This is a genomic window from Agromyces sp. H17E-10 (assembly GCF_022919715.1).
Taxonomy (GTDB): domain Bacteria; phylum Actinomycetota; class Actinomycetes; order Actinomycetales; family Microbacteriaceae; genus Agromyces.
Genome location: NZ_CP095042.1, coordinates 3322303 through 3337158 on the forward strand (window position 1 = coordinate 3322303; position 14856 = coordinate 3337158).

Consider the following 14856-nt stretch of genomic DNA (forward strand, 5'->3'; position numbering starts at 1 on the left):
GTGGCGCCGAACAGCGAAGTGCGCGCCGCGTACGGCGCGCGGGCCGACGAGTACACCGCGCTCCTCGGCTCGGTCGAGGCGATGGCCGCTCCCGACCGGGAGACCATCGAAGGCTGGGCGCGTTCGCTCGACGGCCGGGCGCTCGACGTGGGCTGCGGACCCGGGCACTGGACCCAGCACGTGCGCGGGCTCGGCGTCGACATCACCGGTGTCGACCTGGTGCCCGAGTTCGTCGAGGGTGCACGTCGTCGGTTTCCCGATGTCCCATTCGAGCTCGGCGACCTCGAGGCGCTTCCGGCCGCGGATGACTCGCTCGGCGGCATCCTCGCCTGGTATTCCGTCATCCACACGCCGCCGGCCGACGTGCCCGGCATACTCGGCGAGTTCGCCCGCTGCATCCGCCCCGGAGGCTCACTGCTCATCGGGTTCTTCGACGGTGAGCGGGTCGAGCCGTTCGACCACGCGGTCGTCACCGCCTACTACTGGCCGGTGGTCGAGATGGCCGGGCTGCTCGTCGAGACGGGGTTCGACGTCGTCGAGACCCACACACGTACCGATCCGGGGCATCGCCCGTACGGTGCGATCCTCGCGCGGCGCATCGCTGTGTAGGAACTTCTGCGGTCGAGACGGCGTGTCGCGGCGGCCGGCACGGCGTGTCGGTGGTTCTTCCTGCAGTCGGGGACGCGTCCCGCGGAGCGATTGCCGCCGACGGGTGCCGACCGGTAGGAAAGAGGGATGCTGCGCGGCAAGACGATCGGGCTCCGAGCCCGGCACGACGACGACATCCCGATCCTCCTGGCCGAGCTCTACGACGACCCGGTCAATTCGGCGCGCGCCGAAGGGCGGCCATGGCGCCCGCTGACTCCGGGTACGAAAGACCGTCGGCTGGTGGTGGACGAGTCGGCCGAGGGCCTCGTGCAGTTCTCGGTCGTCGAGCTCGAGGGCGGCACCCTCGTCGGTTCGGCGACGTTCTGGGGCATCGACACCCACAACCGGAGTGCCCACATCGGCCTCGGCCTGCTGCCGTCCACGCGCGGCAAGGGTTATGGCACCGATGTGGTTGCGACGCTCTGCGAGTACGGATTCGCATTCCGTGGCATGCACCGGCTGCAGATCGAGACGCTCGCCGACAACCATGCGATGCTGCGCGCCGCCGAGCACAACGGCTTCGTGCGCGAGGGCGTGCTCCGCTCGTCGGCGTGGGTCGTCGGCGAGCACCTCGACGAGGTGATCCTCGGTCTGCTCGCCGACGAGTGGCGCGCGCGACAGGCGTAGGCCTCAGACCCGCAGTGCCGACTCCTCGCGGAGGCGCGGCTCGACGCGCTGGTCGGGGCGCACGCCCGCCTTGTCGGCGTAGAACTCGCGGATCCGGTCCATGTCGGCGGCGACGTCGCCGGTGAGGTCCATCGTCGGCCCGAGACCCGTCGTCATCGTCGTGCGGTCGACGTAGCCGAGCGTGACCGGCATGCCCGTCTCGCGCGCGATGCGATAGAAGCCCGACTTCCAGTACTCGTGGGCGCCGCGGGTGCCGTCGGGCGTCACGACGAGCCCGAACACCTCGCCGGCGCGGACGCGCGCGACGACTTCGTCGACGACACGACTCGGGTCAGTGCGGTCGACTGGGATGCCGCCGAGTGCACGCATGATGGGTCCGCGCCATCCTGCGAACAGGCTCTTCTTGCCGAGCCAGCGCACGTCGATGCCGAGCCGCCAAGCGATGCCGAGCATGAGCACGAAGTCCCAGTTCGACGTGTGCGGTGCGCCGATGAGCACCGAGGGACGGTCGGGAGCGGGCTCGCTCCGGAAGGTCCACCGGCTGAGAGCCCAGTAGACGCGGGAGACGAGGCGACGCAGCATCCCGCAACCGTATGCGATCGCATATGTCCGTTTCGGTATGAGTCGCGCCGGTCGCCGTGACATCGTCGCATGCAGCAGGATGTCTCGGATGAGCAACCCCGTCACCGTACATCTGCGCTATGAGATCGACCCCGACAAGATCGCCGAGTTCCGCGAGTACGGCGAGCGCTGGATCAGACTCGTGAACCGGCTCGGGGGCATGCACCACGGATACTTCCTGCCCAGCGAAGGCGACAGCGACGAGGCGTTCGCACTGTTCACGTTCCCGTCGCTCGCCGCCTACGAGCAGTACCGCCTCGCGTCGGCGGACGATGCCGAGTGCATCGAGGCGTTCCGCTACGCCGCCGAGACGAAGTGCATCCGCAGGTACGAGCGCCGCTTCCTCGCGCCCGTCTTCGAGTAGGCGGCACTCGGAGCCTGCGCTGACTAGGGTTGTCCGGTGACTGCAACACTCGTGGCCCAGGGACTCGCGGGCGGATACGCCCATCGCACGCTGTTCGAGGACCTCGACCTCACGGTCGCGCCGGGCGACGTGGTCGGCGTCGTCGGCGCCAACGGCGCCGGCAAGTCGACGCTGCTCGGCATCCTCGGCGGGGCGGTCGCACCACTCTCCGGCACCGTCTCGCTCGCGCCGTCGGACGCATTCGTCGGCTGGCTGCCGCAGGAGCACGAGCGGGTCGACGGCGAGACGATCGCGCAGTACGTCGCCCGGCGCACGGGTTGCGCCGAGGCATCCGCCCGCTTGGATGCGGCAGCCGAACTGCTCGCCCTGGCCGAGCCGCCCGCCGGCACGGACCCGGCCGACGAGTACTCGATCGCACTCGAGCGCTGGCTCGCCTCGGGCGCGGCCGATCTCGACGACCGGCTGCCGGCCGTGCTCGCCGAGCTCGGGCTCGCGGTCGGCGACGGCGAGACCGCCGACGGCACGACGCTCTCACCCGATTCGCTCATGACCGGGCTCTCGGGCGGGCAGGCCGCGCGCGTCGGCCTCGCTGCGCTCATCTGCTCGCGCTTCGACATCGTCTTGCTCGACGAACCGACGAACGACCTCGACCTCGACGGGCTCGCCCGGCTCGAGTCGTTCGTCGCGGGCCTGCGCGGCGGGGTCGTGCTCGTGAGCCACGACCGGGAGTTCCTCGCCCGCACGGTCACGAAGGTGCTCGAGCTCGACCTCGCCCAGCACTCCAACCGGGTCTACGGCGGCGGCTACGACGCCTACCTCGAGGAACGCGAGACGGTGCGACGTCACGCCCGCGAGGACTACGAGGAGTTCGCCGCGAAGAAGGCCGATCTCGTCGCCCGCGCCCGCGTGCAGCGGGAGTGGTCGAGCCAGGGCGTGCGCAACGCCATGAAGAAGTCGCCCGACAACGACAAGATCCGCCGCAAGGCCGCCACCGAGTCGAGCGAGAAGCAGGCGCAGAAGGTGCGCCAGATGGAGAGCCGCATCGCCCGCCTCGAGGAGGTCGAGGAGCCGCGCAAGGAGTGGAAGCTCGAGTTCACCATCGGGCAGGCGCCGCGTTCGTCGTCGGTCGTCGCCACGCTGGACGCGGCATCCGTCACCCGTGGCGACTTCACGCTGGGACCGGTGTCGCTGCAGGTGTCGGCGGGCGACCGCATCGGCATCACCGGGCCGAACGGCGCGGGCAAGTCGACGCTGCTCGCCCTGCTGCTCGGGCGCATCGCGCCCGACGGCGGGCGCGCGAGCCTCGGCTCGTCGGTCGCGATCGGCGAGATCGACCAGGCTCGGTCGCAGCTCGCCGGACCCACGCCGCTCGCCGACGCCTTCGAGTCGCTCGTGCCCGAGCTCAACGCGGGCGAGGTGCGCACCCTGCTCGCGAAGTTCGGGCTCAAGGCCGACCACGTGCTGCGGCCCGTCGACGACCTGTCGCCCGGCGAGCGCACGCGCGCGGGCATGGCGCTGCTGCAGGCGCGCGGGGTCAACGTGCTCGTGCTCGACGAGCCCACGAACCATCTCGACCTGCCCGCGATCGAGCAGCTCGAGGAGGCGATCGAGGGCTACGGGGGCACGTTGCTGCTCGTGACCCACGACCGCCGGATGCTGGAGCACGTGCGGCTCGACCGGCGCTGGCACGTCGAGGCGGGCCGCGTCACCGAGGTTTGAGGCGAGACATTCGTCGCGCAGGCGTGCAAGACTCGCGGCACGGGCGACACAAGCAGGGTGTGAGGAATGCCGATGCCACCGTCGCCGACGAGCCGACCGAGGGAGTGGCGATGCCCGTGAGCGCCGACCCGTCCGAGCCGTCGGGCCCGTCGGGTCCGTCGAATCGGCCTGATCGGGGCGTCGATGCGGGCGACGAGCCCGCAGCCGACCCGCTGCACGGCGTCGCGACGAGCGACGACGCCGCCTGGTTCACGGCACTCGTGCACGCCCATGCGACGGCCCTCGTGCGCTACTTCGCGCGGCGCGGTCCCCGCCAGGACGCCGAGGACCTCGCGTCAGAGGTCTTCGCGACCGCCTGGCGCCGCAGAGACGACGTGCCGCGCGACGCGGCGCTGCCGTGGCTGTATCGCACGGCGGGGTTCACGCTCGCGAACCATCGGCGCAAGCACGTCGACCTTCCGGTCGAAGACGTGCCCGAGGCGGGCGCCGTCCGCGTCGCGGACGACCCCGAGCTGAGCGCGCTCTTCGACGCCGAACTGCGCGGCGCCCTCGCGAGCGTCGGCGAGCGCGATAGGCGCATCCTCCTGCTGCACGCATGGGAGGGCCTCGACGGCGAGGAGCTCGCACAGGTGCTCGGCATCTCGAGATCGGGTGCGGATGCCGCGCTCTCACGTGCACGCAAGCGCCTGCGCGAGGCGTGGGGCGAGCGTCTGACCTTCTGACCCGAGAACGCGCGCAGGTGCAAGGTTCGGTGGGCGAGGCACATAAGCAGGGTGTACGCGGATCGACGGCGTACCCAGACGGAGGCAGATCGACATGAACGACGAGCGGGACACGAGCGAGCCGGGCGACGAGCGTGACGCCGTCGACGCCGGAAACGAGCGCGACGCGGTCGCGCGGCTGCGCGCGGCCGACCCGGCTGCCGGCCTCGAGGCTCGCGAGGGCTTCGCCGACGAGGTGGTCGCCCGGTCGATGGGGGGCGACGCGGTCGTCGCGCCGGGCGCGGTGGGCGATTCGGTGCGCGCTCCGGTCGCCGACTTGGACGCTGAGCGGACGCGACGTCGCCCGCGATGGATCGCGGTCGCTGCCGTCGCCGCTTCGCTCGTCGTCGTCGGCGGCGCCGGATTCGCGGCGGGCGCGGTGACAAACGCGGATTCGACCGTGGCCGGGCCGGCCGCGGCCCCGCCGATCTCACTGCAGGGCGGGCAGGCGGGGGCCTCGGGCGGCGGAGGCGCCGAGTCGACCGCCGGTCAAGCGATGCAGGGGCCGGTCGCGATGGATGCCTCGGGCAGCGCGTCGGGCAAGATGGCCGCCGACGCCTCGTACCCGTACGGCTTCGGCTACGGACGGAACGTCTTCACTGCGACGGGACTCGCGAGCGACGCCGGGACGGCGAAGGGATACGGGTTCGACGCGCGCTCCGCATCGAACCCCGAGACGGTCGGGGCGCTCGCGACGGCGCTCGGTGTCGACGGGACTCCCGAGCTCGTCGACGGGATGTGGCAGGTCGGGCCGAACGACGGAACGGCCCCGTCGGTCGGGGTGACGCTCGACGGCATGCTGAGCTTCTGGTACAACGACCCGGCACTCGACCCGTGGGCCGAGTGCAACAAGCTCCTCGAGACCGGCAACACCGATCAGCCGTGCGAACCGTCGCCCGATGAACTGCCGAGCCCCGACGCCGCCATCGCATCGATGAAGGCGCTCATCGCCGACGTCGGACAGGATCCGAACGCGTTCGAGTACAGTTCCGACGGCACGGAGGGCGTCTACACCAGATCGGTGCAGGCGTGGCCGGTCGTCGACGGTCAGCGACTCGACGTGGCGTGGTCGATGGAGGTGCTCGGCGAAGGAATCTACAGCGTGAGCGGGACGCTCGCGCCCGTCGTCTCCCTCGGCGACTACGGGATCGTGAGCGAGCAGGCCGCGTTCGAGCGACTCTCCGACCCGCGCTTCGGCGCCCAGATGACGGCCATGCCCTACCTGGCGCGGGCGGGCGGCGTGGCAGAAGGCGATGCGATCGCCTCGCCCGAACCGTACGTACCGCCGACCGAGCCGCCTGCGACGCCGGCGAAGGGCACGGCCGTCTCGCGGCCCGTGAACGAGGTCGAGATCGTCGACGCACGACTCGGGCTCGCGAGCCAGTGGCAGCCGGACGGCAGCGTCCTGGTGGTCCCGGCGTACGAGTTCACCGACGCGAACGGCGGCACCTGGTCGGTGATCGCGGTCGCCGACGAGGAGCTCGACTTCTCGGTCGAGTAGACGGCGTCGCGTACGGGCGGCCCCCGGCGGTTGACGCTGGCGGGCCGCCCGTCGTCGTGCGAGGCTGGGCGCATGCCCGAGTCGCCAGAGGTCCAAGCGCTCGCCGACGAGCTCGACGAGCGACTCCGCGGACATGAGATCACCGCGGTCGACGTCGTCGAGTTCCGCACCGTCAAGACGCGCACCGAACCGCCGTCGGCCCTCGTCGGCGAACGTGTCGAGAGCGTCGCCCGGCACGGCAAGCTGCTCGACTTCTCGTTCGCGACGGCCCACCTCGTCGTCTCGCTCGGCCGTCACGGCTGGGCCCGGTACGCGGCCGACGGGCCGATGGATGCCTCGGACGACGGCCGTCCGCCGGCGCTCGCGATCGTCGAGTTCGACGACGGGACCGTCCTCGAGTTCACCGACGCCGGGGAGTGGGTCTCGCTCGGGATGTGGGTCGTCGACGATCCGATCGCCGTGCCCGCGGTCGCGAAGCTCGGCCCCGACCCGGCGGACCCGCTGTTCACGCGGGCCGACTTCGATGCCGCGGTCGCCGGCCGACGCAAGCAGGTGAAGGCCGTGCTGCAGGAGCAGGAGTCGCTCGCCGGCATCGGCAACGCGTACTCCGACGAGATCCTGCACACGGCGAAGCTGTCGCCGATCGGCCATGCCGCCGCCCTCGACGAGACCGAACTCGACGGACTCTACGCGAGCACGGTCGGGGTCCTGAGCGCCGCGATCGGCGATCGCCGGGGCGTGCCGATCGACCGCCTCAAGGCCGAGAAGGTCGCGTCGATGCGGGTGCACGGCCGCGCGGGGGAGGCGTGTCCCGTGTGCGGGGACACCGTACGGGACTTCACCTTCGCGAGCACGACGGCGCAGTACTGCCCGACCTGTCAGACCCGCGGTGAGGCGCTGCCCCTGCGCTCGACCGACTAGCTTTCGGTGGTGACGCAGACGACGTCGTCGATCCAGCCGTACTCGTGGTCGTCGTCGCCGAAGATCACCGGCTCGGGCAGCCCGCGCGCGATGCTGCCCAGGGTTCGTCGTTCGGTGCGTTCCGGCCCTCCGGATTCCGACGACGAGAAGGCCAGTTCCACCTCGAGGCTCGCGCAGTCGGCGTCGGTGATGATCGCCGTCTGCCAGCAGCCGAGTTCGAACTCGGCAGGACACTCGTCGTCGTACCGTCCGTCGAAATAGGCCTCGATCGCCGCCGGGAAGCTGAAGCCGGTCTCGTCGGCGCTGAGGTGCTCGACCGGCGGCTGTTCGGCCTCGGGCTCCTCGCCCGACGCGGACGAGATGTTCGCCGTCGCCTGCCGGGAGATGGATGCGGCGGCGAAGCCCGCTGCCGCGCCGGCGCCGCCGACGACGAGGGTCGCGGCCACCGAGACGGCCACGATGGCCCCCGCCCCCATGCGCCGAGGGGTCGCAGGTGGCGCGGCGTGGAAGCCCGTCGATTCCGCGATCAGCGCGGCTCGTGCCGTCGCGAGCGTTGCGGCCCAGACCTCGGCAGCGGCACGATCGGCCGCGTCGTGGTACCTCGCAGGATGGCGCGCGTCGACGGCGTCGCGGTACGCGGCGTCGACGAGCTCGGGCGTCACGACGGCCGAAGGTGCGAGGCCCAGGGCGGCGCGGGCGGTGATGGGATCCACGACGCGATCATAGGACGCGGGCGCGCCCGGTCGGAACGCCGGAACCGGCGCGGTCTCAGGCGGCGAGCGGAGCGTGGTCGACCCGCACCCGGCTGATCGCGTCGGGCGCTGCGGTGAACCTGCCCGGCCGGCCGTCGGGCGTGACGTACTGCACGCGGATGCCGCGACCGACTCGCGTGATCTTCGTGACCTCGTAGGCGCGGTCGGCGGAGCTCACGAGCGTGTCGCCGACGTGCAGCTCGCGGGTCTGCCGCAGTTCTGTGACCTCCATAGTGAGATCGTCTCAGCACCCACCGACATCGCCGTCAGTCGGTGAGCACGTCGGCGAGCGCCGCGAGGATGGGAGCGCGCCCGAGCTCGATGTGCGCGTAGGCCAAGGATGCGGCGAGTTCGGCGTTGCCCGCGACGAGCGCGTCGAGGATCCGCTCGTGCTCGTGCGCCTGCTCCTCGTCGCGGGCCTCGTGCGTGAGGCGGAACACCCATTCCATGCGGCCGAGCATCGGCTCGAGACTGCGGATGAGCAGGTCGTTTCCCGAGAGCCGGACGATCTCGGCGTGGATGCGCAGGTTCGCCGAGATCCCCGCCGACTCGTCGCCGGCCGAGAACAGGTCCTCCGACTGCTCGACGAGCGCGGCGAGACGGTCGGGCGATTCGAGTCCCTGGGCGATGCGGCGCGCGGCCCGCCCGGTCGCGAACGGCTCGATGCAGAGGCGGGCGTCGAAGAGCTGCTCGAGGTCGCCGCGGGTGAAGAGCCGCACGACCGCCCCGCGACGCGGCTCGGTGACGACGAAGCCCTCGGACTCGAGCCGCTGCAGCGCGTGCCGGACGGGCACCCGCGACACCTCGTAGCGCTCGGCGAGCTCGCGTTCGATGAGCCGTGAGCCGGGCCGCGGGTCGCCGGCGATGATCGCCTGCAGGAGCGCTCGGTACACGACGTCGGCGAGCGCCTCGTCGGTGCGTTCGTTCGGTTCGCCCATGGATGGCTCCTTCCGATCTCCGATCATGCCCCACGGGCCGCGTCGAGTGCTCGCCTCAGGCGATGGGGTAGACGGGCGGGAAGAGCTCGTCGGGCGACCCGTGGCGTGCGTCGCGGTCGGTGTAGCCGGCGCGCAGCTTCGCGAAGAGGTCGCGGGTGTCGGCGCGCACGGCGTCGAGGTCGATGCCGGGGAGCCGGCCGTCGCGCATGACCACCCGGCCGCCGACCATCGTGAGGCACGCGTCGCGGGCGGAGCCGTTGAGCACGAGCGTGCGGATCGGGTCCTCGATCGGTCCCATGCGCACGTCGTCGAGCCGGAAGGCGGTGAGGTCGGCGGTCGCCCCGGTCTCGATCCGTCCGAGGTCGGGGCGGTGCAGGGCGCGCGCACCGCCGAGGGTCGCCGCGTCGACGTAGGCGGCGAGGTCGCCCTTGGCGAGGTCGCCGTGCTGCACCTTCGCCGCCGAGACCCCGGTGTCGATGCCGCGGATCAGGTCGGGCGGGAACGAGTCGGTGCCGAGCGCGAAGTTCACACCGGCGTCGCGGTAGCGCGCGAAGTCCCACAGCTCGTCGCCGTAGCGGGCGTTGGTGAGCGCGCAGTGCACGATCGAGACGCCGGCGGCGACCAGCCGACCGAGATCACCCCGGTCCTCGCCGTGCACGTGTGGATTGATGTCGATGACGACGCCGTGCGGCACGATGACGCGATCGTGCAGCAACCCGTGCGCCTCGAGGTGGTCGAGGGGGGTGTGCCCGTACCGGCCCATCACGTACTCGCGTTCGGCATCGCCCTGCAGCGCATGGATGCGCACGAGCGCCCCGCGCTCCTGGGCGGCGGCCGCGGTGGCCTCCATCAGTTCGGGGGTGAGCGTCTCGATGCGGCAGGGCAGGAAGACGCCGGTGAGCAGCGGGTCGTCGAGGGCCTCGATCCGGTCGACGAAGGCGATCGCGTCGGCCAGGCCGGCGCGGCCCTCGGCCTCGATGAACCGGATGTCGCGGGCACCGGCCCCGGTGACGACGGGGACGCCCGATCGATACGACGGGCCCAGGAACCCGCGCAGGCCGATCCGGCTCGAGAACTCGGCCATCGCCATCAGGTCGTCGGCCGATTCCGCCCAGGCCGAGTGGATCTCCGAGGCGATGGGCATGTAGGACGTGATGCCGTGCAGCGCGAGCTGCACGAGCGCGATCTCGCGGATGCGATGGCGTTCCGCCTCGGTGAAGACGTGCGCGCGCCGGTCGAAGTACTCGGTCGACCACTGCAGTCGAGGGCCGTCCTCACCGCCCGACCAGGAGTCGAGGATGAGGTGGTCGATGTCGGTGAGCGCGTCGAGGTCGATGAGACCGGGCATGACGAGGCTCTCACCGAGGTCGATGCGCTCGTCGTGGTCGAGCCCGCGGGCACCGGCGACGGGGCCCGCGTAGACGATGCGGTCGTCGTCGGTGACGACGGCTCCGTCGCGGATCTCGACATGGCCCGTCCCGTCGAAGGCGAGCAGGTGATCGGCGGTGATCAGCGTGCGCACGGGTTTCCTTTCGATGGCATGTTGGTATACAAAAGATAGCAGCAAGCTGGTAGCCCTCGACCGCATCGCCCGGAACCGCGGCGATTCGATCGCCGCTGATTGCGTTTTGGTATACGAGATTGTCGAATACTCCTCGGAAGGAGCACCGCTCATGCTCATCAGTGATGTCCGCCCGTGGGGTGGCGACGCCGTCGACCTCGTGATCGAGGGCTCGCGCATCAGCGAGGTCCGACCGCACGACGCGAGCGCGGCCGCGCGCACCGACGTCGACGGCCGCGGCCGACTCGCACTGCCCGCGTTCAGCGACGTCCACGTGCACCTCGACTCGAGTCGCATCGGGCTGCCCTTTCGCCCGCACACCGGCCGACCGGGCGTCTGGGGCATGATGCTGAACGACCGGGAGCACTGGCGCGACACCGACGTGCCGCACGCGGAGATCGTCGCCGGCACCCTCGAACGCATGATCGCCAACGGCACCACCCGGGTGCGCTCCTACGCGCAGGTCGACATCGACTGCCGGCTCGAGAAGTTCGACTCGGTCCTGGCTGCGAAGGAGCGGTTCGCGGAGCATGCCGACGTGCAGGTCATGACCTTCCCGCAGGCCGGCATCCTGCGCGAGCCCGGCACCGTCGCGCTCCTCGAGGAGTCGCTCAAGCAGGGCGCCGACGTCATGGGCGGCATCGACCCCAGCCAGCTCGACCGCGACCCGGCCAGGCACCTCGACATCGTGTTCGGCCTCGCCGAGAAGTATCAGGTCGAGATCGACATCCACCTGCACGAGCCGGGCGAGCTCGGCGTGTTCAGCACCGAGCTCGTGCTCGAGCGCACGCGTGCGCTCGGCATGCAGGGCAAGGTCACGATGTCGCACGCCTACGACCTCGGCTCGGTCTCCGAGACGGTCAGTCGTCGCCTGATCGACGAGTTCGCCGAGCTCGATGTCGCGATGGCGACCGTGGCCCCCTCGACGACGGGCCACCTGCGACTCGTCGACCTCGTCGAGGCGGGCGTGCGCGTCGGCCTCGGCGAGGACGGCCAGCGCGACTACTGGAGCCCGTACGGCAACTGCGACATGCTCGACCGCACGTGGCAGTTGGCGTTCGTCAACGGCTTCCGGCGCGACGACCACGTCGAGCTCGCGCTCGCCGTGGCCACCATGGGCGGTGCGAGCATCATGTCGCACGCGTCGCCGCGCGTCGCGGGGGTCGGCGGCCGGCCGGGCGTCGCGGTCGGCGACCGTGCCGATCTCGTGCTCGTCGACGGCGAGACGCCGACGAGCGCCGTCATGGACCGGGGCGTCGACCGCACCGTCATCCACGACGGCCGCGTCGTCGCCGATGGTCTCCGTGTCGTCGGCCGCTGAGCGGCACCCCGCGCGGCCCGGTCGCCGCGCGGCCCGCGCCCGCCCGCCCGTCGCCGGCGTCGCGGGGCGGGGTGCCGGGCTCGTCGCCGCGCTGCTGATCGGCGTGAACCTCCGCCCCGCCATCACGGGCGTCGCGGCCCTGCTCGACGAGACGCGGGTCGCCTACGGCCTGAGCACGGCCGACGCGACCGTGCTCGCGACCCTGCCCGTCATCGCGTTCGGGCTCACCGCGCCCATCGGCCCCTGGCTGGCCCGTCGGTTGGGCGTGGCGCGGGCGCTGGCGTGGTCGATGGCTGCCCTCGCGGCGGCGCTCGTCGTGCGGGTCGTCGCCTCGGTGCTGCTGCTGCCCGGCACCTTCCTCGCGGGCGTCGCGATCATGGCCGCCGGCACGCTGTTGCCGCAGTACCTGAAGGAGCTTCGCGCCTCCGGCCTCTGGATCGGCCTCAGCAGCATGTCGTTCGGCGTCGGCGCCGCCCTCGGTGCAGGCCTCGTCGTGCCGGCCTACACCGCGACCGGCGGCTCGGCACCCCTCGCGCTCGGAGCCTGGGCGCTGCTCGCCGTCGCGGCTGCGAGCGCCACGGCGTTCGCCGCTCTGCGCGGCGGCGAACCTCGCAGCACCGGCGCGCAGCCGCGGCTGCGGCTGCCCAGGGGCGGGGGAGTGACCATCGGTCTCGTGACCGCGGTGTTCGGTCTCCAGGCGCTGCTCTACTTCGCGGTCACCGCGTGGCTTCCGCAGTTCCTCGCCGATCGAGGCGAACCGCCCGCCGTGCGGGGAGCCCTCCTCGCGTGGTTCAGCATCGCCGGATTCGTGCCGACGCTCGTGACGCCGGTGCTCGCCCGCATGCCACGGGTGCTGCGGTGGTTCGGGCCCGGCCTCGGCATCGCGATCGCGATCGGTCTCGGCCTCCTCTACCTCGCCTCGGGCGATCGATTCGTGCTCGTCGTCGGCGTGCTCGGAGCCGTGCAGAGCGCCGCCTTCGGGCTCGGCATCACCCTCATCGTCAACCTGTCGGCGAACACGCCGTCGGCCGGGGTCGTCTCGGCGATCGCGCAGGGCGGCGGCTACGCGATCGCCGGAGCGGGATCGTTGCTGATCGGCGTCGTGCACGAGGCATCCGGCGGGTGGGAGGCGAGCTTCGCGCTCATGGCCGTCGTCGCCGTCGCGTTCGCGGTCGCGGTCGCCCTCGTCATCCGGCGCGCACCGGTCGACCTCGTCGAGGCCGACCGGGCGGTCCCCGAGCCGGCCGGTCGTTGAACGGCACCGGCGGGCCCGACCGCCGAACGGCCGACGGCGTCGATCGGATGCCGGGCCGCGAGCCCGCCCGAATGGGCCATCATGGGACGATGACCGACGCCGCCGCCCTGTTGCGCGCCTACGACGACCAGCTCCGCACCGACGCCGAGACCGCGAACGCCGTCTTCGCCTCGCGGCGAGGTCCGCTGCGCCTGGCTGTGTTCGCGGGCGGCTACGGCTTCGTGAGCTATCGCGACCTGGAGGGGTTCGACGCCGCGGCGATCGACGGGCTCGTCGGCGACGCGCTCGCGCAGTTCGAGGCCGACCCCGCCGTCACCGCGGTCGAGTGGAAGACCCGGGCGCACGACCGCGCGCCCGGGCTCATCGAGTCGCTGCTCGCGCACGGCTTCGCGGCCGAGGAGCCCGAGTCGATCATGATCGGCGAGGCCGCGCTGCTCGTCGCCGACGTCCGGCTTCCCGACGGGGTCGTCGTGCGTCGCGCCCTCGACGAGCGCGATGTGCGGGCGATGAGCGCCATGCAGGACGAGGTCTTCGGGGATCCGGTCTCGATCGAGCGCGCCGACGACCTCGTGCAGCGCCTCGACGGCGACGACGGCACCGAGCTCTGGATCGCCGAGGTCGACGGGGTCATCGTGAGCGCGGGACGGCTGCAACCCGTCGAGGGGTCGGAGTTCGCCGGGATCTGGGGCGGCGCGACGCGCGAGGAATGGCGGGGCCGCGGCATCTACCGCGCGTTGACCGCGGCGAGGGCGCGGTCGGCGCTCGCCCTCGGCAAGCGCTACATCAACAGCGACTCGACGGAGTTCTCGCGGCCGATCCTCGAGCGGTCGGGGCTCGTGAAGGTCTCGATGACGACGCCATACATCTGGCGGCGGTGAGCGCGGCGGCCCGTCGCGCGCCCTCGGGCACGAGGCGGACGGGTGCGGATGTCGCCCGTCGGTGACAGGATGCCTCTGTGCCCGAGCTTCCCGAAGTGCAGGCGCTCGTCGCGTTCCTCGACGAGCGGCTGAGCGGCCATGCCTTCGCCTCGTTGCGGGTCGCGGCGATCTCGGCGCTGAAGACGTTCGACCCACCCCTGTCGTCGCTCGAGGGCGAGTCCATCACGGGTGTGCGCCGGCATGGCAAGTTCGTCGACGTCGAGACTGGCGGAGCGCACCTCGTGTTCCACCTCGCGCGCGCCGGTTGGCTGCGCTGGTACGACGAGGTGCCGAAGACCCCGGTCAAACCGGGCCGGTCGCCGCTCGCGCTGCGGACGAGACTCGACGACGGTGCGGGGTTCGACCTCACCGAGGCGGGCACGAAGAAATCCCTCGCGGTGTACGTCGTCCGCGACGTGGCCGAGGTGCCGGGCATTGCGCGGCTCGGTCCCGACCCGACGGCCGACGACTTCACGCTCGACGACTTCGCGGGCATCCTCGCGGGGCGTCGCACGCAGATCAAGGGGCTGCTGCGCGACCAGTCCGTGTTCGCCGGCATCGGCAACGCCTACTCCGACGAGATCCTGCACGCGGCCAAGCTCTCGCCCTACCTGCTCGCAGCGAAGCTCACGCCCGAGCAGACCGGGGTGCTCTACCGTGCGATGCGCGACACGCTCGCCGAGGCGGTGGCCGTGGCATCCGGTCGCCCGCCTGCTGAGCTGAAAGACGCCAAGCGCCGCGCGATGCGGGTCCACGGTCGCACCGGCGAGACGTGCGAGGTATGCGGCGACACGATCAGGCAGGTCATCTTCGCCGACTCCACGTTCCAGTACTGCCCGACCTGCCAGACGGGCGGCAAGCCGCTCGCCGACCGGGTGCTGTCGCGGCTCGTGAAGTAGCGGCAGGCCACCGGTCGGGTGGCATGCGGGTGCCGGGTGCTGATAGGCAGG

At 71.7% G+C, this 14856-nt stretch carries 16 protein-coding genes; 11 read left to right on the plus strand and 5 right to left on the minus strand.

Going from position 1 to position 14856, the window contains the following annotated elements; translation table 11 throughout:
- Entirely contained in the window at positions 1-609 is a 609-nt protein-coding gene (locus MUN74_RS15125) for a class I SAM-dependent DNA methyltransferase (RefSeq protein WP_244853275.1), read from the plus strand.
- A gap of 126 nt (positions 610-735) precedes the next feature.
- The gene (locus tag MUN74_RS15130) at positions 736-1275 is read left to right on the plus strand and encodes a GNAT family N-acetyltransferase (protein WP_244853276.1); all 540 of its coding nucleotides are present in this window, start codon (positions 736-738) and stop codon (positions 1273-1275) included.
- Between the two features lie 3 nt (positions 1276-1278).
- Here MUN74_RS15130 and MUN74_RS15135 read toward each other — a convergent pair whose 3' ends face one another.
- Positions 1279-1857, minus strand: coding sequence for a 1-acyl-sn-glycerol-3-phosphate acyltransferase (locus tag MUN74_RS15135; protein ID WP_244853278.1), 579 nt, complete (start codon positions 1855-1857; stop codon positions 1279-1281).
- An 88-nt stretch (positions 1858-1945) separates the two neighbouring features.
- Here MUN74_RS15135 and MUN74_RS15140 point away from each other — a divergent pair, with 88 nt between their 5' ends.
- The 5 genes from MUN74_RS15140 to MUN74_RS15160 all read left to right on the plus strand — a co-directional run bounded on the left by MUN74_RS15140 (position 1946) and on the right by MUN74_RS15160 (position 7162).
- Entirely contained in the window at positions 1946-2260 is a 315-nt protein-coding gene (locus MUN74_RS15140) for an NIPSNAP family protein (RefSeq protein ID WP_244853280.1), read from the plus strand.
- A gap of 36 nt (positions 2261-2296) precedes the next feature.
- Positions 2297-3979: an ABC-F family ATP-binding cassette domain-containing protein gene (locus MUN74_RS15145; protein ID WP_244853281.1), complete on the plus strand. Its 1683-nt coding sequence runs from the start codon at positions 2297-2299 to the stop codon at positions 3977-3979.
- A gap of 59 nt (positions 3980-4038) precedes the next feature.
- The gene (locus MUN74_RS15150; RefSeq protein ID WP_370647307.1) at positions 4039-4701 is read left to right on the plus strand and encodes an RNA polymerase sigma factor; all 663 of its coding nucleotides are present in this window, start codon (positions 4039-4041) and stop codon (positions 4699-4701) included.
- Between the two features lie 94 nt (positions 4702-4795).
- Positions 4796-6241 (plus strand): hypothetical protein, encoded by a 1446-nt coding sequence (locus tag MUN74_RS15155; RefSeq protein WP_244853283.1) that lies wholly within the window; start codon positions 4796-4798, stop codon positions 6239-6241.
- A gap of 72 nt (positions 6242-6313) precedes the next feature.
- Entirely contained in the window at positions 6314-7162 is an 849-nt protein-coding gene (locus MUN74_RS15160) for a DNA-formamidopyrimidine glycosylase family protein (protein ID WP_244853284.1), read from the plus strand.
- Here the strand turns inward: MUN74_RS15160 and MUN74_RS15165 are convergent.
- Genes MUN74_RS15165 through MUN74_RS15180 form a run of 4 tightly spaced genes read right to left on the minus strand, consistent with a single transcriptional unit; the run spans position 7159 to position 10374 of the window.
- Positions 7159-7875, minus strand: a complete 717-nt coding sequence (locus MUN74_RS15165) for a hypothetical protein (RefSeq protein WP_244853286.1) — start codon at positions 7873-7875, stop codon at positions 7159-7161. The genes MUN74_RS15160 and MUN74_RS15165 overlap by 4 nt on opposite strands.
- 55 nt (positions 7876-7930) lie before the next feature.
- Positions 7931-8146, minus strand: coding sequence for a hypothetical protein (locus tag MUN74_RS15170; RefSeq protein ID WP_244853288.1), 216 nt, complete (start codon positions 8144-8146; stop codon positions 7931-7933).
- 34 nt (positions 8147-8180) lie between these two features.
- A complete protein-coding gene (locus MUN74_RS15175; protein WP_244853290.1) occupies positions 8181-8852 on the minus strand; it encodes a GntR family transcriptional regulator in 672 nt (223 codons plus the stop codon).
- Between the two features lie 55 nt (positions 8853-8907).
- Complete coding sequence (locus MUN74_RS15180) at positions 8908-10374, minus strand: chlorohydrolase family protein (protein ID WP_244853291.1); 1467 nt, start codon at positions 10372-10374, stop codon at positions 8908-8910.
- A gap of 151 nt (positions 10375-10525) precedes the next feature.
- Between MUN74_RS15180 and MUN74_RS15185 the strand changes: the two genes are divergently transcribed.
- The 4 genes from MUN74_RS15185 (at position 10526) to MUN74_RS15200 (ending at position 14805) form a co-directional block, all read left to right on the plus strand.
- Positions 10526-11734 (plus strand): amidohydrolase family protein, encoded by a 1209-nt coding sequence (locus tag MUN74_RS15185; protein WP_244853293.1) that lies wholly within the window; start codon positions 10526-10528, stop codon positions 11732-11734.
- A complete protein-coding gene (locus tag MUN74_RS15190; protein WP_244853295.1) occupies positions 11718-12989 on the plus strand; it encodes an MFS transporter in 1272 nt (423 codons plus the stop codon). The genes MUN74_RS15185 and MUN74_RS15190 overlap by 17 nt, the downstream gene beginning before the upstream one ends.
- A gap of 89 nt (positions 12990-13078) precedes the next feature.
- On the plus strand, positions 13079-13867 hold the full coding sequence (locus tag MUN74_RS15195) for a GNAT family N-acetyltransferase (RefSeq protein WP_244853296.1): 789 nt from the start codon (positions 13079-13081) through the stop codon (positions 13865-13867).
- A gap of 77 nt (positions 13868-13944) precedes the next feature.
- The gene (locus MUN74_RS15200) at positions 13945-14805 is read left to right on the plus strand and encodes an Fpg/Nei family DNA glycosylase (RefSeq protein WP_244853298.1); all 861 of its coding nucleotides are present in this window, start codon (positions 13945-13947) and stop codon (positions 14803-14805) included.
- Positions 14806-14856 lie beyond the last annotated feature (51 nt).